This window comes from Streptomyces lusitanus, from assembly GCF_042647945.1.
GTDB classification, from domain to species: Bacteria; Actinomycetota; Actinomycetes; order Streptomycetales; family Streptomycetaceae; genus Streptomyces; species Streptomyces pseudogriseolus.
The window spans coordinates 31,843-54,104 of sequence record NZ_JBHRWL010000011.1 but is presented as its reverse complement, the minus strand read 5'-3'; the positions used below and the strand labels follow the sequence as shown (position 1 = coordinate 54,104).

Genomic DNA, 22,262 nt, shown 5'->3' with positions numbered 1-22,262 from the left:
CTGCCCCGGCCGACTGTGCCCACCCGGGGGACGACCCCCGGACCCCCAGCAGCAACACCCAGCGCCCGGCAGGCACCCCTCACCGCCCGTTGAACGCGTCCTTCAACCGCGAGAACAACCCCTGCTGCCCCGGCTGGAACTGCCCCGTGGGCCGTTCCTCGCCGCGGAGCTTGGCCAGCTCGCGGAGCAGGCGTTCCTGCTCCGGGTCCAGCTTGGTCGGGGTCTGCACCTCGACGTGGACGACGAGGTCGCCCCGGCCGCCGCCGCGCAGGTGGGTGACGCCCCGGCCGTGCAGCGGGATCGACTGCCCGGACTGGGTGCCGGGCCGGATGTCGACCTCCTCCATGCCGTCCAGCGTCTCCAGCGGCACCTTGGTGCCGAGCGCCGCCGCGGTCATCGGGAGGGTGACCGTGCAGTGCAGGTCGTCCCCGCGCCGCTGGAACATCGGGTGGGGCAGTTCGTGGATCTCCACGTACAGGTCGCCGGCGGGACCGCCGCCGGGGCCGACCTCGCCCTCGCCGGCCAGCTGGATGCGCGTGCCGTTGTCGACACCGGCCGGGATCTTGACGGTGAGCGTGCGCCGGGAGCGCACCCGGCCGTCGCCCGCGCACTCCGGGCAGGGCGTGGGCACGACCGTGCCGAAGCCCTGGCACTGCGGGCAGGGGCGCGAGGTCATGACCTGGCCCAGGAAGGACCGGGTGACCTGCGAGACCTCACCGCGGCCGCGGCACATGTCGCAGGTCTGCGCGGTCGTGCCGGGCGCGGCGCCCTCGCCGCTGCACGTGGTGCAGACGACCGCCGTGTCGACCTGGATGTCCTTGGTCGTGCCGAACGCGGCCTCGTCCAGCTCCACCTCGATGCGGATCATGGCGTCCTGGCCGCGGCGGGTGCGCGAGCGCGGTCCGCGCTGCGACGCCGTGCCGAAGAACGCGTCCATGATGTCGGAGAAGTTGCCGAAGCCCCCGGCCCCGAAGCCGCCCGCGCCGCCGGCGCCGCCGGACTGCGAGAGGGGGTCGCCGCCGAGGTCGTAGACCTGCTTCTTCTGCGGGTCCGACAGCACCTCGTAGGCGGCGTTGATCTCCTTGAACCGCTCCTGGGTCTTCGGATCCGGATTGACGTCCGGATGCAGCTCGCGGGCGAGCCGCCGGAAGGCCTTCTTGATCTCTTCCTGCGACGCGTCGCGGCGTACGCCGAGTACGGCGTAGTAGTCCGTGGCCACCTATGACTCCGCCAGGATCTGTCCGACGTACCGTGCCACTGCGCGTACCGCTCCCATCGTTCCGGGGTAGTCCATGCGGGTCGGTCCGACCACGCCGAGCTTGGCGACAGCCTCGCCGCCCGAACCGTAGCCGACCGACACGACGGACGTGGAGTTGAGTCCTTCGTGGGCGTTCTCGTGACCGATCCGTACGGTCACACCCGGATCCTTCGCCTCGCCGAGCAGCTTGAGGAGCACGACCTGCTCCTCCAGCGCCTCCAGGACGGGCCGGATCGTGAGGGGGAAGTCGTGGCCGAAGCGGGTGAGGTTGGCGGTACCGCCGATCATCAGCCGCTCCTCGTTCTCCTCGACGAGCGTCTCCAGGAGAGTGGAGAGCACCGTGGAGACCGTACCGCGGTCGTCGGTGTCGAAGGCCTCCGGCAGGTCCTCCACCAGACTCGGCACATCGGCGAACCGGCGGCCCGCGACCCGGCTGTTGAGCCGCGCCCGCAGGTCGGCCAGGGAGGCCTCGCCGAACGGGGCCGGGCAGTCGACCATGCGCTGCTCGACCCGGCCGGTGTCGGTGATCAGCACCAGCATCAGCCGCGCCGGGGCGAGCGACAGCAGCTCCACGTGCCGCACCGTCGAGCGGGTCAGCGAGGGGTACTGCACCACGGCGACCTGCCGGGTGAGCTGCGCGAGCAGCCGCACCGTGCGGGCCACGACGTCGTCGAGGTCGACCGCGCCCTCGAGGAAGTTCTGGATGGCCCGCCGCTCGGGCGGGCTCATCGGCTTGACGCCGGCCAGCTTGTCGACGAACAGCCGGTAGCCCTTGTCGGTGGGGATGCGCCCGGCGCTGGTGTGCGGCTGGGCGATGAAGCCCTCCTCCTCCAGCGCCGCCATGTCGTTGCGCACGGTGGCCGGGGAGACGCCGAGGTTGTGCCGTTCGGTGAGCGCCTTGGAGCCGACGGGCTCCTCGGTGCCCACGTAGTCCTGGACGATCGCGCGCAACACCTGGAGCCTGCGTTCACTGAGCATCGCGCACACCTCCAGCTGTCTTCCGCCCGGTAACGACCCTGGCACTCTTCGCACGCGAGTGCCAGACTTCCCCGGCCCAGTGTACGGCCGGGGGGTACGCCGTCGGCAAGGCCGGTCCGTGCCGTGGTGCCGGGCGCCGTCGTCCCCGCTAGCGTCCCGGTCATGACCGTGACTTGGGAAGAGTCGGGATGGGAGCAACTGGCGCCGGGGGTGGGCCGGCGCCGGCTGCCGGGGTGGGACTGCACGGCGGGGCTCGTGGTGGGCGCGGACGGCGTCCTGGCCGTCGACGCGGGCTCCGGGCTGGCCGAGGGCGCGCGGTTGCGGACCGAGGCGCGGGAGCTGACCGGCCGCCGTGTGACGCATCTCGCGCTCACCCATCCCCACTTCGACCACATCCTCGGGGCGCCGGCGTTCGCGGGCGCGGAGGTGTACGGCGCGGTCGGCCTGGACATGGCGCTCGCCGGGCGGGGGCGGGAGGAACTGCGCGCGGACGCGGTGCGCTGGGGTCTCGACCCGGCGGCGGCCGACGAGGCCGTGGCGGCGCTGGCCCCGCCCCGGCACGCGGTGTCGGGCGAGTGGACGCTGGACCTGGGCGGCGGCCGCCAGGTGCTGCTGGCCAACGTGGGTCCGGGCCACACCGCGTACGACCTGGTGGTGCTGGTGCCCGGCGACCCGGAGGTGGTGTTCTGCGGCGACCTGGTCGAGGAGTCGGACGATCCGCAGGCGGGCCCGGACGCCGTGCCGTCCCGCTGGCCGGACGCGCTGGACCGGCTGCTGCGGCTGGGCGGCGAGGACGCGGTGTACGTCCCCGGTCACGGCGCGGTGGTCGACGCGGCGTTCGTACGGGCCCAACGGGACGCGCTGGCCGCCCGGTTCGGCGTGTCGGAGTGATCACCGCGGGCGCGTTCCTCGTATCGTCGGCAGAATGCGCCAGTACTCCGCCGATCTGACCCCTCCGTGGAAGAAGCCGCAGTCCGTCCCCGAGGTGGCGGCCGAGCCGGGCCTCGTGGTGGAGGAGCCCGGCACCGGTTTCTGCGGCGCCGTGATCCGCTGCGAGGCCGGCACGGTGACCCTGGAGGACCGCTTCGGCAAGCACCGGGTGTTCCCGCTGGAGCCGCGCGGATTCCTGCTGGAGGGCCGCGTGGTCACACTGGTCCGCCCCTCCTCGGGCCCGGCCCGCCCCGCCCGCACGGCGTCCGGCTCGGTCGCCGTCCCCGGCGCGCGGGCCCGGGTCGCCCGCGCGGGGCGCATCTACGTCGAGGGCCGGCACGACGCCGAGCTGGTCGAGAAGGTGTGGGGCGACGACCTGCGCGTCGAGGGCGTGGTGGTGGAGTACCTGGAGGGCGTGGACGACCTCCCGTCGATCGTGGAGTCCTTCGCGCCCGGGCCGGACGCGCGGCTGGGCGTGCTGGTGGACCACCTGGTGCCGGGCACCAAGGAGTGGCGGATCGCGCAGGCGGTGACGAGCGAGCACGCGTTGGTGGTCGGGCATCCGTACATCGACGTCTGGGAGGCCGTGAAGCCGGCGTCGGTGGGGATCGAGGCATGGCCGCGGGTGCCGCGGGGGCGGGACTGGAAGACGGGGGTGTGCGAGGCGCTGGGGTGGCGGGTCGCCAACACGGGGGAGGCGTGGCGGCGGATCCTGGACTCCGTCCACTCGTACAAGGATCTTGAGCCGCAGCTGCTGGGGAGGGTCGAGGAGCTCATCGACTTCGTGACGGCTCCGTCGTAACAGCTGGGGGCTGCGCCCCCAGACCCCCCTTGTCGGCCCTGGCGGGCCTCGTCCTCAAACGCCGGACGGGCTGAAATCAGCCCCTCCGGCGTTTGAGGAGCGGGGTCCGGGGCGGAGCCCCGGGGTCGGGACGGGAAGGGGCGGCGGGGGCGAACCAACTTCCGGTCAGTCGACCAGGTCACGCACGACCGCGTCGGCCAGCAGCCGCCCCCGCAGGGTGAGTGCCGCGCGGCCCTCCGCGAAGGGCTCCGGACGGAGCAACCCGTCCGACAACGCCCGCCGCGCAGCGGCAAGCCCCTCCGCCCGCAGCAACTCCAACGGCACCCCGTCCAGAAGCCGCAGCTCCAGCAGAATCCGCTCGACCCGCCGGTCCTCGTCCGACAGAACCTCCCGCCCCGCCCCCGGCGACCTCCCCTCCGCCAGCGCCCCCGCATACGCCCCCGGATGCTTCACGTTCCACCACCGCACCCCACCCACGTGCGAGTGCGCCCCGGGCCCCGCCCCCCACCAGTCGGCGCCCCGCCAGTACAGCTCGTTGTGCAGACAACGACCCCCCTCCGAGGTCGCCCAGTTGGACACCTCGTACCAGGAGAACCCCGCCTCGGACAGCCGCTCCTCGGCGATCAGGTACCGGTCGGCGTGGACGTCGTCGTCCGTCATCGGCACCTCGCCCCGCCGGATCCGGCGGGCCAGCTGCGTGCCCTCCTCGACGATCAGCGCGTACGCGCTGACATGGTCGGGCCCCGCGCCGATCGCCGCGTCGAGCGAGGCGCGCCAGTCGTCGTCCGACTCCCCCGGCGTGCCGTAGATCAGGTCGAGGTTGACGTGGTCGAAGCCGGCCGCGCGGGCCTCGGCGACGCACGCCTCGGGCCGGCCGGGGGTGTGGGTGCGGTCGAGGACCTTCAGCACGTGCTGCCGGGCGCTCTGCATGCCGAAGGAGATCCGGTTGAAGCCGCCGGCCCGCAGCTCGGCCAGGTAGGCGGGGTCGACGGACTCCGGGTTGGCCTCCGTGGTGACCTCGGCGTCCGGTGCGAGACCGAACTCCTCGCGGATCGCGCCCAGCATCCGCACCAGGTCGCCCGCGGCGAGCAGGGTGGGCGTGCCTCCGCCGACGAACACCGTGCGCACCGGGCGCGGGTCGTCGCCGAGCACCTTGCGGGCCAGCCGGATCTCGTCGACGAGGGTCTCGGCGTAGTTGTCGCGGGAGGCGAGCACGCCTCCGGTGCCGCGCAGCTCGGTCGCGGTGTAGGTGTTGAAGTCGCAGTAGCCGCAGCGGGTGGCGCAGTAGGGGACGTGCAGGTAGAACCCGAGGGGGCGGTCGGCCGCCCCGGCGAGCGCGGACGCGGGCAGCGCGCCGTCGGCGGGGACGGGCTCGCCGTCGGGGAGTGCGGAAGGCATGTGCTCCATTGTCCCGCACGCGGGCCGTATCCCTCCGCGCCGCCCGGGTCCCCGCCGGTTGCCCGTCGGGGGCCCGTCGGCCGCCCCTCGCGTCATTCCGCCTGGAGCACCAGCAGGGCCATGTCGTCCGCCGGGGGCCGTTGATCGAACTCGTGCACGAGCTGCGTGATCCGGTCCGCTATGGCCCCTGCCCCCATCCCGGCGCAGCCCGCCAGCGCCCGGGCCAGCCCGTCACCGTCGTCGAACTGCCGCGACCCGGAGCGCCGCTCGGTGACCCCGTCGGTGACACAGAGCAGGGTGTCGCCGGAGTACATCTCGAAGGTCTCACTGGTGTACCCGGCGTCCTCGACGACCCCCAGCAGCGTCTGCGGCTGGGCGACGGCCCGCACGCCGCCCTCGGGGTCGAGGAGCAGGGGCAGGGGGTGGCCGGCGGAGGCGAGGGTGCAGCGCACGCCGCCCTCGAAGGGCGCCAGCTCGCCGTACAGCAGGGACAGGAAGCGGGTCTGGGGGCCGTCGCCGGGGGCGGTGGGCCGTGCCCCGGCCGCCACCAGCGCGCGGGCCGCCGCGTCCGCCGCCTCGGTGGCGTCGTCGAGGAGGAGCTGGTTGAGCCGGTCGAGGACGTCGGCGACCCGGTGGCCCTCGCGGGCCAGCAGCCGCAGCCAGGGGCGGACCAGGCCGATGACGACGGCCGCCTCGGGGCCCTTGCCCTGGACGTCGCCGATCGCGAAGCACCAGCGTCCGTGGCCGGCCGGGAAGAGGTCGTAGAAGTCGCCGCTGGGGCCGCCCTTGTCGCACGGTTCGTGGACGAGGGCGCTGCGCACGCCGGGGATCTCGGCGACGGCGCTGGGCAGCAGGCCCCGCTGGAGCACGGCGCTGATGGTGGCCTGGCGGGCGTACTGCCGGGCGGCCCCGATGGCGAGCGCGACCCGTCGTCCGAGGTCCTCGACAAGACCGGTGATCTCGTCGGGGAAGTGGTCGATGCCGCCGCGCCCGATCACCAGCGTGCCGAGCGGGCGGCCCCCGGCGACGAGGCGGTACGCGAGCGCGGTCCCGGGCGGTGCGAGGGCGGGCCCGTCCGCCTCCCCGGCCGACGGTGCGCCGGTGTCTCCGGACACGGCGCACGCCTGCCCGTCGACGCCCCCGGACACGGGGTGATCCGACCCGTCGGCGTGCCAGGACACGGCGGCCGCCGTCCCGCCCTCGTCCTCAGCCGAGGTGCCACGCTCGCGCCCAGGCCGGTGCGAGGCGTCCGCGCGCCCCGGCGCATCCGCGCCCTCGCCCTCCGCGCCGATGGCCCGAGGCCACGGATACGGCACCGGCCCGGTGCCGAGCGGGTCGTCGGCCTGGGGCGGCGGGGTGCGTTCGAGCGCCCGGCTCAGGTCCTCCACCAGATGCTCGCTGGCGTGCCAGACGCGGGCGAGACGGCCCCCCGCGCCGGGCCGGCCGCCGTGCGCGGTGGCCTCGTCCTCCAGCCAGACCGCGCACCAGTCGGCGAGCCGCGGCACGATCAGCTGGCCGGTGAGCGAGGCGACGAGGTCCTCGTCCAGCTGTCCGGCGAGCAGGTCGGACGCCTCGGCCAGGAAGGACAGCGCGCCCCGGCCCAGCCAGGCCCCGTCGCGTCCGGGGCGGCGGGCCAGCCAGTCGTCGCCGTAGGAGGCGGCCCGCCAGGCGTCCCGGGGGCCGTCCCGAGGGCCGTCACGGAGACCGGTGCGCGGGGTGAGGGGATCGAGCGGGTCGGACGCGAGGAGGGCGGCGGCGCGCAGGTCCCGCGCCGGGGCGCGCTCCCCCGCGTACGCGGCGGCCGGGTCGGCGGGCGCCTCCCCGCGCGTCGGCAGCCGCGCCCACACGGTCTTGCTGCCGGCGCGGTAGGTGACGCCCCAGGACTCGGCGAGCGCGGCGACCAGGCGCAGGCCGCGCCCGTACTCGGGGGTGTCGTGCGCCGGCGCCTCCGCGGCGTCGTCGCGCGGCGCGCGGGAGGGGTGCCGGTCGGCGACCTCGACGACGAGCGCCCCCGAGTCCTCCTCCAGCCGGCAGGTCAGCCGCACGTCGGTGCCGGCGTGCACGACCGCGTTGGTGACCAGCTCGCTGGCGACCAGGGCGGCGTCGTCGCCGACCCGGCCGGTGAGGAGGTCGGCGCCGTCGGCCGAGGTCTGCGCCCACTCGGTGAGCGTCTTGCGCAGCAGCGCGCGTGCGGAGCCCGGCGCGAGGGGACTTCCGGACAGCGTGGCCTCCACCCGCGTGCTCCCCCGCGGGTCGGGGGCGCACGAGGTGGTCTCCCGTTGGGTCGGAATGGCCCGCATGGGCAGCTCCCCGGGCAGTTCGTACGAATAGAGCCTCGATCGCTTGCCGACAGGGTGACAGAACGAACCCGCCCCTAAGCGTGGAGTCACGAAAGTGGATCGCTTGTCGGGGGAACAGTGCTACAGGTTCGGTCAGGAACCACGTCACAGCCGCTCGTTTTCGGTCATCGCGGGACGCGAAGGGACGGGCCCGCACCGACCCCGGGGCGGGCCCGTCGACAAGCGCCTCAGGAGAAGTCGAGGACCAGCCGCCCGCGCAGACCACCGGCCTCGAGCAGACGGTGCGCCTCGACCGCGTCGGAGGCGGGCAGGACCTTGGCGACGCGCAGGGACAGCACACCCTCCTCGGCCTGCCGCCGCAGGCCGTCCAGCAGGGCGGTGTCGCCCCGGACGCTCGCCACGAAGACCGGGGCCACCGTGACGCCGCCTTCCGCGGGGCCCTGCCAGCCGCGCAGCGCGACGAGGGCGCCGCCGTCCGCGACCGCGGGGACGGCCTCCTCACGCTGGTCGGAGCCGTCCACCAGGCCGGGCACGCCGTCGGGCGCCAGTTCCCGGATGCGGGCGGCCACGTCCGCGCCCCGGTCGACGACGTGATCGGCGCCGAAGCCGCGCACCAGGTCGCGGTCGTGCGGGGCGGCGTCCGCCACGACGGTCAGGCCGTCCGCCTTGGCGAGTTCGACGGTGTAGCCGCCGACGGCGCCCGCCGCGCCGGTCACGGCGACGGTCGCGCCCTTCGGCAGCGCCAGGGTGTCCAGGGCCAGCCGGGCGGTGGCGGCGTTCATCAGGAGGGTGGACGCCTCGGCGTGGCCGGTCCCGGCGGGCGCGGGGACGACGGACTCCGCGGGCACGACGATCTGTTCGGCGTAGGCGCCGCGCGCGCCGGTGGGCACGGCGAGGGCGACGACCCGTTGCCCCACGCTCAGCCGGCCGTCGGCGCCGGGGCCGAGCTGGTCGATCACGCCGGCCGCGTCCATGCCGGGCACGTACGGGGGCGGGACGTCCGTCGTCCGGGCGGCGTAGACGCCGGTGCGGAGCATGGCGTCGGTGGGGTTCACGGCCGCGGCGTGCACCCTGATGCGGACCTCGCCGGGTCCCGCCTCAGGGGTGGGGAGGTCCAGCTCCCGCAGAACGCCGGGACCGCCGTAGGTGCTCAATCCGATTGCCTTCATGGCGGGAGGCAACCGCGCCGGCCCGCGTCCGCATTCCCGGAAACGGCCACGGGAAGCGGAGGGACGGCGTCGGCCGGGGGACGGGGTCTCCCGGCCGACGGGGTGTCACTTCTCGCGCGTGCCCTCGTACATCTCCTCGATGAGGTGCTTGTACTCGCGCTCCACCACCGGGCGCTTGAGCTTCAGGCTCGGGGTGATCTCGCCGTGCTCCACGTCGAGGTCTCGCGGCAGCAGGCGGAACTTCTTGATGGTCTGCCAGCGCTGGAGACCCTCGTTGAGCTGCTTGACGTAGCCGTCGACCATCTCGACCGTGGCGGGCGCGGCGACGATCTCCGCGTACGGCTTGCCCTCCAGGCCGTTCTCGGCCGCCCAGGCGGTGAGGGCGGCCTCGTCGAGGGCGATGAGGGCGGTGCAGTAGTTCCGGTCGGCGCCGTGGACGAGGATGTTGGAGACGTACGGGCAGACCGCCTTGAACTGTCCCTCGACCTCGGCGGGCGCGATGTACTTGCCGCCGGAGGTCTTGATCAGGTCCTTCTTGCGGTCGGTGATGCGCAGGTAGCCGTCGGCGGACAGCTCGCCGATGTCGCCGGTGTGGAACCAGCCGTCCTCCTCCAGGACCTCGGCGGTCTTGTCGGGGAGGTTGTGGTAGCCCTGCATGATGCCGGGGCCGCGCAGCAGGATCTCGCCGTCGTCGGCGATACGGACCTCGGTGCCGGGCAGCGGCTTGCCGACGGTGCCGGTGCGGTAGGCCTCGCCGGGGTTGACGAAGGAGGCCGCGGAGGACTCGGTGAGGCCGTAGCCCTCGAGGATGTGGATGCCGGCGCCGGCGAAGAAGTAGCCGATCTCGGGGGCGAGGGCGGCGGAGCCGGAGACGCAGGCGCGGAGGTTGCCGCCGAAGGCCTCGCGGATCTTGGCGTAGACGAGCTTGTCGGCGAGGGCGTACTTGGTGCGCAGTCCGGCGGGGGCGGTCGCGCTGCCGGTGCGGCGGAAGTTGTCCTGGGTGACCTTGGCGTACTCGCGGGCGACGCCCGCGGCCCACTGGAAGATCTTGTACTTGGCGCCGCCGCCGGCCTTCGCCTTGGCGGCCACGCCGTTGTAGACCTTCTCGAAGATGCGCGGCACGGCGGCCATGTAGGTGGGCCGGACCACCGGCAGATTGTCGATGATCTTGTCGACGCGGCCGTCGACCGCGGTGACGTGGCCGACCTCGATCTGGCCGGAGGTGAGCACCTTGCCGAAGACGTGCGCCAGCGGCAGCCACAGGTACTGCACGTCGTCCCCGCTGACCAGGCCGGTCGCGGCGATCGCCTTGGCCATGTACGACCAGTTGTCGTGCGGCAGGCGCACGCCCTTGGGGCGGCCGGTGGTGCCGGAGGTGTAGATGAGGGTGGCGAGCTGGTCCTTGGTGAGGGCCGCGACCCGCTCCTTGATCAGCTCCGGTTCCTTCAGGAGGCGGGCGGCGCCGCGCATCTCCAGCTCGGCCAGGGTGATGACGAAGTCGTCGGTGTCGACGCCCTCCGCGTCGACCACCACCACGCGGGTCAGCTCGGGCAGCGCGTCACGCTTGGCGACGGCCTTGGCGACCTGCTCGGCGTTCTCCGCGATCAGCACCCGGCTCTGCGAGTCGGAGAGGATGTACGCCGACTCCTCGGCGTTGGTCTGCGGGTAGATCGTGGTGGTGGCGGCGCCTGCGCAGAGGATGCCGAGGTCGGTGAGGATCCACTCGACCCGGGTGGCGGAGGCGAGGGCGACCCGCTCCTCCGGGCGCACGCCCAGTTCGATCAGGCCGGCCGCGATGGAGTGGACGCGCTCGGCGGCCTCGGCCCAGGTCAGCGACTTCCAGTCGTCCGGGCCCTCGCCGGAGGCCGGCGGGACCGGGTAGCGGTAGGCCTCGGCGTCCGGTGTGGCCGCCACACGCTCCAGGAAGAGGCTCGCCACGCTCGGCGGACGGTTCTCGATCAGTGTCTGTGTGTCGCTCACGACATCCTCCGGGGCCCGCGACGGTGCGGCTGGCTCAGTGCGGCTGGGGTTTCCACGCGACGTTGTTTAACTCGCGAGTAACTATCGAGCACGGACAGAGTAAAGGTCGACCGGCCACCGCGTAAGGGGTCACGGCCTGTAACTTCACACAGACGGGCACGTGAGGAACGCGCGAGGCCCGCCGCACACAGGTGCGACGGGCCCCGATTCGCCCGGTTCGCGGAGTGACCCCCGGTAACCTTCGGCTACTTCTTGGCCTTGCCGGAACCCGCGTTCTCGTCGCTGGAGAGGACGGCGATGAAGGCCTCCTGCGGAACCTCCACGGAACCCACCATCTTCATCCGCTTCTTGCCTTCCTTCTGCTTCTCCAGCAGCTTCCGCTTACGGGAGATGTCACCGCCGTAGCACTTGGCGAGGACGTCCTTGCGGATGGCGCGGATGGTCTCGCGGGCGATGACGCGGGAGCCGATGGCCGCCTGGATGGGCACCTCGAAGGCCTGGCGCGGGATGAGTTCGCGCAGCTTGGCGACGAGCCGCACCCCGTACGCGTACGCCGCGTCCTTGTGGGTGATCGCGGAGAACGCGTCCACCTTGTCGCCGTGCAGCAGGATGTCCACCTTGACCAGGCTGGACGTCTGCTCGCCGGTGGGCTCGTAGTCGAGGGAGGCGTAACCGCGGGTCTTGGACTTCAGCTGGTCGAAGAAGTCGAAGACGATCTCGGCGAGCGGCAGGGTGTAGCGGATCTCCACCCGGTCCTCGGAGAGGTAGTCCATGCCGAGCATGACGCCGCGCCGGTTCTGGCACAGCTCCATGATCGAGCCGATGAACTCGCTGGGCGCGAGGATCGTGGCCCGCACGACCGGCTCGTACACCTCGTCGATCTTGCCCTCGGGGAACTCGCTCGGGTTGGTGACGGTGTGCTCGCTGCCGTCCTCCATGACCACGCGGTAGACCACGTTCGGCGCGGTGGCGATCAGGTCGAGCCCGAACTCGCGCTCCAGCCGCTCGCGGATGACGTCCAGGTGCAGCAGGCCGAGGAAGCCGACGCGGAAGCCGAAGCCGAGCGCGGCGGAGGTCTCCGGCTCGTAGACCAGGGCGGCGTCGTTGAGCTGGAGCTTGTCCAGGGCCTCGCGCAGCTCCGGATAGTCCGAGCCGTCCAGCGGGTACAGCCCGGAGAACACCATCGGCTTGGGGTCCTTGTAGCCGCCGAGGGCCTCCGTTGCGCCCTTGGACTGGCTGGTGACCGTGTCGCCGACCTTCGACTGGCGGACGTCCTTCACACCGGTGATCAGGTAGCCCACCTCGCCGACGCCGAGGCCGTCGGCGGAGAGCATCTCCGGCGAGTTGGTGCCGATCTCCAGCAGCTCGTGCGTGGCGCCGGTGGACATCATCCGGATCCGCTCACGCTTGTTGAGCTGCCCGTCGATGACACGGACGTACGTCACGACACCGCGGTAGGAGTCGTAGACCGAGTCGAAGATCATCGCGCGGGCGGGGGCGTCGGCGACGCCGACCGGCGCCGGGATGTCGGCGACCACGCGGTCCAGCAGCGCCTCGACGCCGATACCGGTCTTCGCGGACACCTTCAGCACGTCGTCGGGCTCACAGCCGACCAGGTTCGCCAGCTCCTCGGCGAACTTCTCCGGCTGCGCGGCCGGCAGGTCGATCTTGTTCAGCACCGGGATGATCGTCAGGTCGTTCTCCATCGCCAGGTACAGGTTGGCGAGGGTCTGCGCCTCGATGCCCTGGGCGGCGTCGACGAGGAGGATGGTCCCCTCGCACGCGGCGAGCGACCGGGAGACCTCGTACGTGAAGTCGACGTGCCCCGGGGTGTCGATCATGTTGAGGATGTGCGTCTTGCTCTTGTCGTGGGTCGGGGCCCACGGCAGACGCACCGCCTGGGACTTGATCGTGATGCCGCGCTCGCGCTCGATGTCCATGCGGTCGAGGTACTGAGCGCGCATCTGCCGCTGCTCGACCACACCGGTCAGCTGGAGCATCCGGTCGGCGAGCGTGGACTTGCCGTGGTCGATGTGCGCGATGATGCAGAAATTGCGGATCAGCGCCGGGTCGGTACGGCTCGGCTCGGGCACATGGCTGGGGATCGCGGGCACGCAGGGTCCTGATTCTTGAGGCGTCCGCATACGTGTGCTTGTCCGTCTGCGGTCTCGGGTCGGATCGATACGTAGCCTCCATGGTCCCACGGGTGGCGACCGGGGACGGGTTTGGGCCACGGAATGGCCCGCTGGTAGTGTAGGGGGCTGTGTCTCATGCCCTCTCAGCGCGAGGCACACCCCAAGAAATCACCCGGTGCGAAGCCGTGCGTCAGCGCACGGCCCGTGCCAGAACCTGTAGAGGCTCATTCGTGGCGAACATCAAGTCCCAGATCAAGCGGAACAAGACCAACGAGAAGGCCCGGCTGCGCAACAAGGCCGTCAAGTCCTCTCTGAAGACCGCGATCCGCAAGGCCCGTGAGGCCGCCGCCGCGGGTGACGCCGAGAAGGCCACCGAGTACCAGCGCGCCGCTGCGCGCCAGCTCGACAAGGCCGTCTCGAAGGGCGTCATCCACAAGAACCAGGCCGCCAACAAGAAGTCGGCGCTGGCTCGCAAGGTCGCGGCCGTCAAGGGCTGAACCACCCTGATCTGACCGTCGGCGGGACCCGGGCGGGCCCTCTCTCATCCGCCCCCGGCCGACACACCGGAGCCCGTACGCGGCCTGCGTTCGCCACGCGGGTACGGGCTCGACAGCTTCAACCGAAGGCCCCGTCCTCCTCACCCTTCCCCAGGGTGGGGGGCGGGGCCTTCGCGCACCCGGCGCTACGACCAGAAGTCGTTCACCACGTCGAGGTCCGCGGCGCATTCGTCGAGGTCGGTGATCTTGTCCCCGACGATCCGGAAGACGATGCCTCCGTCCTCGTCCACGTGCCGGCCCCGCCGGTCCGCCGTGAAGTGGTGCAGTGTCACGGCGTGCCCCCTGCCGTCGACGAGGACCTGCCGCAGCTCGACCCTGAACGTCCCGTCGGTCTCCTCACCGAGCCGCCGGTACATGTCGAGGATCGCGTCATGTCCCTTGAAGTCGCCCGACAGGATCCCGGTCCCGGGCACATGGTGCGTGGCGTCGGCCGCCATGAGGCCGCGCAGGGTGTCCATGTCCCCGCGCGTGAAGGCGTCGTACCCCTTGCGGACCAGTTGCGCGTTCGGATGTTCAGCCATGTCGCTCGCCACCTCTCGTACCTGGCGGCCTGGGCTGACAGGTCCGATTGTCCTCTCCGTGCGGCGCGGTGCCACATGGAGCACCGACAGTGGGCGAGCCGATGTCCGGCGGAGGCGGCTGGCGTGCGGCGGGTGGTTACGCCCGTCGTCCGGAGCGGGCCGCGCGGGCGATGGTGACGACCGCCTTCTCCAGGGCGTACTCCGGGTCGTCCCCGCCGCCCTTCACGCCCGCGTCCGCCTCGGCGACCGCGCGCAGCGCCACGGACACGCCGTCCGGGGTCCAGCCGCGCATCTGCTGCCGCACGCGGTCGATCTTCCAGGGCGGCATGCCCAGCTCGCGCGCCAGGTCGGCGGGCCGGCCGCCGCGCGCCGAGGACAGCTTGCCGATGGCCCGCACGCCCTGCGCCAGCGCGCTGGTGATCAGCACCGGGGCCACCCCGGTCGACAGCGACCAGCGCAGCGCCTCCAGGGCCTCCGCCGTACGTCCCTCGACCGCCCGGTCGGCGACCGTGAAGCTCGACGCCTCGGCCCGCCCGGTGTAGTAGCGGCCGACGACGGCCTCGTCGATGGTGCCCTCGACGTCCGCGACGAGCTGCGTCACCGCGGAGGCCAGCTCGCGCAGGTCGGAGCCGATGGCGTCGACGAGCGCCTGGCACGCCTCGGGCGTGGCCGAACGCCCCGCCGTCCGGAACTCGCCCCGCACGAACGCCAGCCGGTCCGCCGGCTTGGTCATCTTCGGGCAGGCCACCTCACGGGCGCCCGCCTTGCGCGCCGCGTCGAGCAGGCCCTTGCCCTTCGCGCCGCCCGCGTGCAGCAGCACGAGGGTGATCTCCTCGGCGGGCGAGGCCAGGTACGCCTTGACGTCCTTGACCGTGTCGGCCGACAGGTCCTGCGCGTTGCGCACGACGACGACCTTGCGCTCGGCGAACAGCGAGGGGCTGACCAGCTCGGCGAGCGTGCCCGGCTGGAGCTGGTCCGGGGTCAGGTCGCGGACGTCCGTGTCGGCGTCGGACGCCTTCGCGGCGACCACCACCTCCCGCACGGCACGGTCGAGCAGCAGCTCCTCCTGGCCCACGGCGAGCGTCACGGGGGCGAGCAGGTCGTCGGATGCGTTCTTCCTGGCCATCGCCGACAAGCATCCCACGGGCCACCGACATCACTCCCCGCCCGGGCTGCGGGGCTACGGCTCCTCGCGCCAGCCGTCCCACCGGGCGACGAACTCGTTCAGCTCGCCGGCGTCCAGCCGGCCCGCCTCGTCCCGCAGAAGGACGAGCCACTGCGCGTCCTCCGCGTCGTCCTCGCCCGCGAGGGCGTCCCGCACGAGCCGCGGCTCCTCGTCCACGCCGAAACGCTCCTCCAGCGCCTCGGCCACCTCCTCGGCCGCGTCCCGGTCGGGCAGCACCAGCACATGTCGCACATCACTCACACGGCTCATTGTCCGGTACCGGCTCAGCCGTCCGTCCGCCCGCCCCGCACCGCCGGCACCGCGTCCAGCGCGATCCCGAACTCGTCCCGGTAGATCGCCAGCACCTCCGCGTCCGACCCGCTCTCGTGCTCCTCCCGCGTGCCGTCCGGGGCGGTGCGGGTCAGCCGGCGGCCGCTCAGCGTGATCCGCCCGCCGTCGGCGGTGACCCGCGAGCACACCAGCGACCGGGTGAAGTGCGAGTGCGGCGAGGTGCGGTGCCACCAGGCCCCGGCCGTGAAGTCGCCGAGCGCCCTGGGCCGCGTCTCCAGCCGGTACACCGGCCGCCCGTCACGCAGCACGTCCAGGTCCGCCGCCTCGTGCCCGCCGCGCACCCCGGCCGCGTCCGCCTCCGCCTCCGCGATCCGGAACACGCCCACCGGATCCCGCTGCTCCCCTCGCTCCGCGAAGACCAGCGGCACATGGAAGTGCGACCCGAACCCGACGTCCGCCAGCCAGTCCCCGCCGTCCTCCGTCCGCACCCGCAGCGCGAGATGGTCGTACGGGATGCCCAGCCGGCCCTCGTCCCCGTACACGCGTGCCGCGAGCAGCGTGACGTCGTAGCCGAGCGCGGTGAGCAACGCCCCGAAGGCGCCGTTGAGTTCGTAGCAGAACCCGCCGCGCCGGGCCGTCACCACCTTGTCCACCAGCCGCTTGCCGTCCAACACGATCTCCTCGCCGAGATGCACGGACAGGTTTTCGAACGGCACGGTCTCCAGATGCCGCAGATGCAGCTCCCGCAGCGCGTCCGGCGTGGGCCGGGCGGGCCGCGACACCCCCAGACGGCGCAGATAGGCGTCGGCGGTCGCGGTGTCGATGGCCTCGGTCATGCCCTCAGTGTCGCGCCACCTCCAGCTCTCCGTCCCCGCCCGCACCGGGCACGACCGCCAGCGCCCCGTCCCGGTCGGTCCGCAGCACCGCCGCTCCCCCGGCCCGCAGGGCGGCGACCGTGCTCGGGGCCGGGTGTCCGTACGTGTTGTCCTCACCGGTGCTGATCAACGCCAGGCGCGGTGCGGCCAGTCGTATGAGGCCGGGGTCCTGGTAGGCCGAACCGTGGTGGGCGACCTTGAGGACGTCGACGCCGGCGAGGCCCCGCGCCGCGGGTGAGCGGGCCAGGGCACGCTGGGCCGGGGGTTCCAGGTCGCCGAGGAGGAGCAGGCGCAGGCCCTCGGTGCGGACCAGCATGGCGACGCTGGCGTCGTTCGGGCCCTCCAAGGCCGGGTGGCCCCCGGGCGGCGGCCACAGCACCTCCCAGGTGAGGTCGCCGGCCCGGCGCCGCTCCCCGGCGACGACCCGGGTCACCGGGACGCCGGCGGCGGCCGCTGCTTTCCGGACGGCCGCCACTTGGTCGGCCGGTTCCTCCAGGGCCGTGGTCCCGATGCCGCCCACCTCGCGCCCGCGCAGCACTCCGGTCAGCCCGGCCACATGGTCGGCGTGGAAGTGGGTCAGGATCACGAGCGGGACCCGGGTGACGCCCAGGGAGCGCAGGCAGTCGTCGACGAGCAGCGGATCGGGTCCGGCGTCCACGACCACGCCGGTGCCCTCGCCCGCGGCCAGCACCAGCGCGTCGCCCTGGCCGACGTCGCACATCACCATGCGCCAGCCGGGCGGCGGCCAGCCCGTGACGGCCCGGGTCAGTGGCCGCGGCTGCACCACCAGCAGTGTCAGCAGCAGCGCGCACGCCGCGCACCACCAGGGGTGCCGCAGCAGCCGGCGTCCCACGAGCAGGACGACCAGGGTGACGGCGCCGAGGGCCGCCGCCCCCGCCCAGCTGCCCGGCCAGTCCACTCCGGAACCGGGCAGCGCCGCCCCGGTTCTGGCGACCTGCGCGATCCACTCCGCGGGCCAGCTCGCGCACCACGCCACCGCCTTGGCCAACGGCATCGCGACCGGCGCGGTGGCCAGGGCGAGGAATCCGAGCACGGTGGCGGGAGCGAGCGCGGCCTCGGCGAGCAGGTTGCAGGGGATCGCCACCAGGCTCACCCGGGCCGACAGCACGGCCACCACCGGGGCGCAGAGCGCCTGCGCGGCACCTGCGGCGGCCAGCGCCTCCGCGAGGCGGGGCGGCACCCCGTGGCGGCGCAGCCCCTCGCTCCAGCGCGGGGCGACGGTGAGCAGCGCACCGGTCGCCAGCACGGAGAGCAGGAAGCCGTAACTGCGGGCCAGCCAGGGGTCGTACAGCACCAGGAGCAGGACCGCCGTCGCCAGCGCCGGGATCAGGGACCTGCGGCGGCCGGTGGCGAGCGCGAGCAGCGCCACGGAGCCGCAGGCGGCGGCCCGCAGCACGCTGGGATCGGGCCGGCAGACGACCACGAATGCCAGGGACAGCGCAGCTCCGAGTACCGCCGTGGTCCGCAGCGAGATGCCGACGCGGGGCGCGAGCCCCCGTCGCTCGGCCCGCTGCGCCAGCCCCGGCGGGCCGAGGAGCAGGGCGAGCAGGATGGTGAAGTTGGACCCGGACACGGCGAGGGTGTGCGTGAGGTCGGTCTCGTGGAACGCCTGGTCCAGCTCCGGCGTCACCCGTGAGATGTCCCCGACGACCAGTCCCGGCAGAAGCGCCCGCGCGTCCTCCGACAGGTCATCGGTCGCCTCCCGCAGCCCGCCCCGCAATTGCCCCGCGAGCCGCTGCGGGGCCGAAGGGCCGCCCACCGCCCGAGGGCCGTCACGCCCGTCCACCCGGAGCACCGCCGCGAACCGGTCGCCGCCCTGCATCGCCGGCGCGAACCTCGCCTCGACCCGCAGCCGGGTGGAGGGGAGCAGGGCCAACCAGGGCGAATCCTGGTGGTCGGCGGACGGGGCCGTGTCCTCCTGGTCGCCGGGGGCGATCATCAGCAGCACGGGTGCCCTGGTCCTGCGGGTCGCCGCACCGGCCCGGTCCACGCGCCGCACATCGGCCTCGATCAGCAAGGACACCGGGGCCATGTGGTTGCCGCTGACCCGGGGCCGGGTGAGCCGTGGATCCGCGGTGACCTCCACCTCCGCGACCGCACGGGCGTACTCCCGGGCCAGCTCGGGGACGGGACCGCGCCGGACGTCCGCGCCGTGCAGGCCCGCCGAGGCGGCGGCAGCAGCGACGCACAGCAGGGTGGCCGCTACGGCATGGGCGGTGATGCGCGCCCGCCCGGTGACGGGCCCCTGCCCGGTGGGGCCGCGGCGAGCCGGGAGCAGGCGGCCGCGTGCCCCGAGCAGGACGGCGGCCAGCAGGGCCGAGGCGATCACGGCGGCCACGGTCCAGCCGGGCGGGGCGTGCAGCATCACCGCCGCCGTGGCCCAGGCGGCGAGGGCGGGCGGGACCAGCCGGAGATCGGTGGGTCCCTCCTGGCGCGGACGGGAGGCGCCCGGACGGTCGGCCGGGACGTCGTGGACGACGGCAGTGCGGGTGCTCATGGCCGCACGAGGTCGCGCAGGTCGGCGAAGCGGCGGTCCCCGATGCCGTTGACCTCCCGCAGCTCGTCCACCGAACGGAAACCGCCGTTGCGGGTGCGGTGGTCGACGATGTGCCGGGCGAGGACGGGACCGACCCCGGGGAGGGTGTCGAGCTGCTCGACGGTGGCGGTGTTGAGGGACACCGGAGCCGTGGGGCCTGCCGCCGTCCCTGCGCCCGCCGGAGCCGCGGGGGCCGCCGCTCCGCCCGGTGCGGGGCCGCCGACCACCAACTGCTCACCGTCGACGAGGAACCGGGCGCGGTTGAGGCCGCCCGTCCTCGTGCCGGGACGTACTCCGCCGGCCGCTTTCAGCGCGTCCTCGACCCGTGAGCCCGCGGGCAGCCGGTGGACGCCCGGGTCCCTCACCTTGCCGCTGACGTCGACCACGATCTCGGGAGCCGCCGGTCCGCCCGCCGGCCCCGGGAAGCCGGACGCGCCAGGAGCGCCCGGCACACTTCCTGGCTCGTCCGCGCTGCTTCCCCGCGCGGCCGGAGCCGCCCGTACCACCTCCGGTGCCTTCACCGGCTGGGTGCGCCCGGTCCAGAAATGCTGCACGGCGAACACCAGGGCGAGCACCAGCAGCGCCGACAACGCCACGACACCGCGCCGCTCCAGCCCGCACCGGGCCTGCACCCACAGCGGCAGCCGCTCCCGCAGCGCGGGGCCCCAACGCCCGGGCGCAGGCCCTGGCGGCGACCACGGCGGCGCCCCCGGCTCGGGCACCCCGTCGGGCGTCTCCCCCTCCGCCGATTCCGGAGGGCCGGCCGCGTCACGGCCATAACGCGACCCAGGCAGGCGTACGGGACAGGTGGCCGGCTCCTCACCCCCCGGCCCGACGCCGAGAAACCGCCCCGGACGGGCCGCGTCCGCGCTCCCGCCCGACCCGGCCGCCGAACGCGTCCCCGTACGGTCCGGCAGCCGCCTCAACTCCAGCGTCCGCTCCACCGTCGCCTCGCGCCGCCGTCCCACACCGACCCGAGGCCTCGTCAGCAGCGCATGCCCCGCCACCCCCTGACGGTCCACCACCACGACCCGGCGACGGGGCAGCGAAGGCACGGAACCCTTCGCACCCGCCAACGCGCCACCCGCCCGCGCCCAACTGGGCGTCCTCCGCGCCGGACGCCCGCCGCGCACCACGGCCTCACCGCCGAACAGCGTCTCGGCGCGACGCCGGATCTCCTCCCCCGGGTCCCGGCGGTCGCCGTCCCGGACCCACGCGCGCGTGCGGCCCGCGCGACCCCGGCGGTGACGGTGGTGACGGTGGCGGTTGTGGGACGTGCGGCCGTCGGACAGCGGCCCGCGCCCCGGACCGCTCGTCGGAACCGCTGTGCGTGTGTGTGATCGAAGTGCCATGCGACGAGGGTCGGGCACAACCCCGCCCCCGCGGTGATCTTGGTCAAAACCCGTGGACGAGCGCCCTCTTGTGGACAACTCCGTCACCCGACCGAGGGAGGGCAGCCCACACCCGGCGGGAGGGCAGCCCACACCCGGGCCCCCACCACCACGCCCCCTACCGCGCCGAGACCACGACCCCCAGCAACCCCGGCCCCGTGTGCGCCCCGATCACCGCGCCCACCTCGCTGACGTGCAGCTCGGACAGTCCCGGCAGCCGCGTGCGGAGCCGGTCCGCCAGCGCCGAGGCGCGTTCCGGGGCGGCGAGATGGTGGACGGCGACGTCCACCTCCGCGCCTCCCGCGCGGTCCGCCGCGATCTCCTCCAGGCGGGCGATCGCCTTGGACGCCGTACGCACCTTCTCCAGCGGCTCGATACGCCCGCCCGCCAGCTGAAGCAGCGGCTTCACGGCGAGGGCGGAGCCCAACAGGGCCTGCGCCGCGCCGATCCGGCCGCCCCGGCGCAGATAGTCGAGCGTGTCGACGTAGAAGTAGGCCGCCGTCCCCGCCGCCCGTTTCTCCGCCGCGGTGACCGCCTCGTCCATGGTGCCGCCCGCCTCCGCGGTCTCCGCGGCGGCCAGCGCGCAGAAGCCCAGGGCCATCGCGATCATGCCGGTGTCGACCACGCGGACCGGCACCGGCGCCTCGCGGGCCGCGAGGACCGCCGCGTCGTAGGTGCCGGACAGCTCGGCGGAGAGGTGGAGCGAGACGATGCCGGTCGCACCGGACTCGGCGACCCTGCGGTAGGTCTCCGCGAACAGTTCGGGGCTGGGGCGGGACGTCGTGACGGGACGCCGCTTCTGCAAAGCCTGGGCGAGACTGCGGGTGGAGATCTCGGTGCCCTCCTCGAGGGCCCGGTCTCCCAGCACCACGGTCAGGGGTACCGCGGTGATGCCGTGCCGCTCCATCGTCCGGGCCGGAAGGTAGGCCGTTGAATCGGTGACGATCGCGACATGGCGGGACATGAGCTGGAGGTTACCTGCCGTGGTGGCCGTGCGGCAGCCCGGGCCCGTGGGGCGTCGTCCGCCGTGGAGTGGTCATCGCCGCTCAGGCGGTCGTCACGTGGTGCTCTCGGGGCGCGGCTTCTTCTGCCAGGGGTAGGTGGGACGCGGGGCGGCCGGTGCGATGGCGGGCCGCTCCCCGTCGCCCTGCTGCGGCTCGGCCTCCTGCCGCGCGGTGTCCGGCCAGGTCTGGCCGGGTCCCGCGGCGTCGGCGGCCGGCGCCTCGGGCCACCTCGGGGGCGTGGGCGCGGCCGGCTGCTGGTCGGAGGTGGTCCAGTGGCGCAGGGCGCCGGCCTCCATGTCGATCTGCGCGCTCAGCGACTCCAGGTCGTCGTCCGCGAAGCGGCGGGCGCGGTCGCGGGTCGCCCAGCGCAGGGAGTCGGCGGAACTGGTGATGCGCTCGGTGCGCTCACGCAGGTCGGGCAGGCGCGCGGACAGCGTGGCGCGGTCCGGCTCGCCCTCCAGGCGGCGCAGTTCCGCGTCGAGCTCGTGGCCGTGCGCGCTGAGGCGCTGGAAGAGCGCGAGGGACTCCTTCACCGAGTCGTCCTCGGCGGCGACCGCCTCCAACGCGTCCTGCGTGGCGCGCATCGAGGTGCGCAGCCTCAGCCGGAGCTGGGCGATCTCGCCGGCCGGGCCGGTCTGCGCGAACGCCTTGGCGCGCAGGGTGTGGTCCTCGACCGTGCGGCGGGCCTGGTGGATGTGGCGGTCCGCGCTGCGCTTGGCGGCGCCGACGACCTTCACCGTGGCGTACACGCCCAGGGCGACGAAGAGCACGAAGAGCAGGGCGATCACTGCGAACACCGCTTCCACGAGGCTCCTCCTTCGGGCACGTACGGCCTGTCCCGGCACCTGTCGTGCCGCTCCTCCACGGTAAACGCAACGGGCAGGCCCGGAGTTCCGCCGGAACCCCGAACCTGCCCGCACACACCGCGCCCGCTACCCGTAAGGGTCAGCC

The 22,262-nt window shown here is 73.7% G+C and carries 18 protein-coding genes; 3 read left to right on the top strand and 15 right to left on the bottom strand.

Annotated features, from left to right (window positions below; all coding sequences use genetic code 11):
* Positions 1-79: 79 nt before the first annotated feature.
* Both dnaJ and hrcA read right to left on the bottom strand, forming a co-directional pair.
* On the bottom strand, positions 80-1,219 hold the full coding sequence (gene dnaJ / locus ACFOSY_RS18205) for a molecular chaperone DnaJ (protein WP_006136053.1): 1,140 nt from the start codon (positions 1,217-1,219) through the stop codon (positions 80-82).
* The gene (hrcA, locus tag ACFOSY_RS18200; protein WP_006136054.1) at positions 1,220-2,236 is read right to left on the bottom strand and encodes a heat-inducible transcriptional repressor HrcA; all 1,017 of its coding nucleotides are present in this window, start codon (positions 2,234-2,236) and stop codon (positions 1,220-1,222) included.
* Between the two features lie 162 nt (positions 2,237-2,398).
* Between hrcA and ACFOSY_RS18195 the strand changes: the two genes are divergently transcribed.
* Both ACFOSY_RS18195 and ACFOSY_RS18190 read left to right on the top strand, forming a co-directional pair.
* On the top strand, positions 2,399-3,127 hold the full coding sequence (locus ACFOSY_RS18195) for an MBL fold metallo-hydrolase (protein ID WP_394308030.1): 729 nt from the start codon (positions 2,399-2,401) through the stop codon (positions 3,125-3,127).
* Positions 3,128-3,161: 34 nt separating this feature from the next.
* Positions 3,162-3,968, top strand: a complete 807-nt coding sequence (locus ACFOSY_RS18190) for a DUF3097 domain-containing protein (protein ID WP_394308028.1) — start codon at positions 3,162-3,164, stop codon at positions 3,966-3,968.
* 165 nt (positions 3,969-4,133) lie between these two features.
* Here the strand turns inward: ACFOSY_RS18190 and hemW are convergent, their stop codons facing one another.
* The 5 genes from hemW to lepA all read right to left on the bottom strand — a co-directional run bounded on the left by hemW (position 4,134) and on the right by lepA (position 12,929).
* Positions 4,134-5,366 carry a radical SAM family heme chaperone HemW gene (hemW, locus tag ACFOSY_RS18185; RefSeq protein WP_394308026.1) on the bottom strand — a complete coding sequence of 411 codons (1,233 nt, stop codon included), beginning with the start codon at positions 5,364-5,366 and terminating at the stop codon, positions 4,134-4,136.
* Positions 5,367-5,458: 92 nt separating this feature from the next.
* Positions 5,459-7,666 (bottom strand): SpoIIE family protein phosphatase, encoded by a 2,208-nt coding sequence (locus ACFOSY_RS18180; protein WP_394308024.1) that lies wholly within the window; start codon positions 7,664-7,666, stop codon positions 5,459-5,461.
* A gap of 227 nt (positions 7,667-7,893) precedes the next feature.
* Positions 7,894-8,835: an NADP-dependent oxidoreductase gene (locus ACFOSY_RS18175; protein ID WP_394308022.1), complete on the bottom strand. Its 942-nt coding sequence runs from the start codon at positions 8,833-8,835 to the stop codon at positions 7,894-7,896.
* 105 nt (positions 8,836-8,940) lie between these two features.
* Complete coding sequence (locus tag ACFOSY_RS18170) at positions 8,941-10,815, bottom strand: AMP-dependent synthetase/ligase (RefSeq protein ID WP_394308020.1); 1,875 nt, start codon at positions 10,813-10,815, stop codon at positions 8,941-8,943.
* Between the two features lie 245 nt (positions 10,816-11,060).
* Positions 11,061-12,929, bottom strand: coding sequence for a translation elongation factor 4 (lepA, locus tag ACFOSY_RS18165; protein WP_394308018.1), 1,869 nt, complete (start codon positions 12,927-12,929; stop codon positions 11,061-11,063).
* 251 nt (positions 12,930-13,180) lie between these two features.
* Between lepA and rpsT the strand changes: the two genes are divergently transcribed.
* On the top strand, positions 13,181-13,447 hold the full coding sequence (rpsT, locus tag ACFOSY_RS18160; RefSeq protein WP_006136062.1) for a 30S ribosomal protein S20: 267 nt from the start codon (positions 13,181-13,183) through the stop codon (positions 13,445-13,447).
* Between the two features lie 185 nt (positions 13,448-13,632).
* Here rpsT and ACFOSY_RS18155 read toward each other — a convergent pair whose 3' ends face one another.
* From ACFOSY_RS18155 to ACFOSY_RS18120, 8 genes are all read right to left on the bottom strand, one after another.
* Positions 13,633-14,028 carry a nuclear transport factor 2 family protein gene (locus ACFOSY_RS18155; protein WP_394308015.1) on the bottom strand — a complete coding sequence of 132 codons (396 nt, stop codon included), beginning with the start codon at positions 14,026-14,028 and terminating at the stop codon, positions 13,633-13,635.
* A gap of 136 nt (positions 14,029-14,164) precedes the next feature.
* The gene (gene holA / locus ACFOSY_RS18150; protein WP_394308012.1) at positions 14,165-15,154 is read right to left on the bottom strand and encodes a DNA polymerase III subunit delta; all 990 of its coding nucleotides are present in this window, start codon (positions 15,152-15,154) and stop codon (positions 14,165-14,167) included.
* Positions 15,155-15,208: 54 nt separating this feature from the next.
* Positions 15,209-15,454: a hypothetical protein gene (locus ACFOSY_RS18145; RefSeq protein WP_037723888.1), complete on the bottom strand. Its 246-nt coding sequence runs from the start codon at positions 15,452-15,454 to the stop codon at positions 15,209-15,211.
* Between the two features lie 23 nt (positions 15,455-15,477).
* Complete coding sequence (locus ACFOSY_RS18140; protein ID WP_394308009.1) at positions 15,478-16,320, bottom strand: arylamine N-acetyltransferase family protein; 843 nt, start codon at positions 16,318-16,320, stop codon at positions 15,478-15,480.
* 4 nt (positions 16,321-16,324) lie between these two features.
* Positions 16,325-18,877 carry a ComEC/Rec2 family competence protein gene (locus ACFOSY_RS18135; protein WP_394308006.1) on the bottom strand — a complete coding sequence of 851 codons (2,553 nt, stop codon included), beginning with the start codon at positions 18,875-18,877 and terminating at the stop codon, positions 16,325-16,327.
* Positions 18,874-19,638, bottom strand: coding sequence for a helix-hairpin-helix domain-containing protein (locus tag ACFOSY_RS18130; RefSeq protein ID WP_394308004.1), 765 nt, complete (start codon positions 19,636-19,638; stop codon positions 18,874-18,876). The genes ACFOSY_RS18135 and ACFOSY_RS18130 overlap by 4 nt, the downstream gene beginning before the upstream one ends.
* A gap of 787 nt (positions 19,639-20,425) precedes the next feature.
* Positions 20,426-21,271 (bottom strand): DegV family protein, encoded by an 846-nt coding sequence (locus tag ACFOSY_RS18125; RefSeq protein ID WP_394308002.1) that lies wholly within the window; start codon positions 21,269-21,271, stop codon positions 20,426-20,428.
* Between the two features lie 93 nt (positions 21,272-21,364).
* A complete protein-coding gene (locus ACFOSY_RS18120; protein WP_394308001.1) occupies positions 21,365-22,117 on the bottom strand; it encodes a hypothetical protein in 753 nt (250 codons plus the stop codon).
* Between the last annotated feature and the right edge of the window lie 145 nt (positions 22,118-22,262).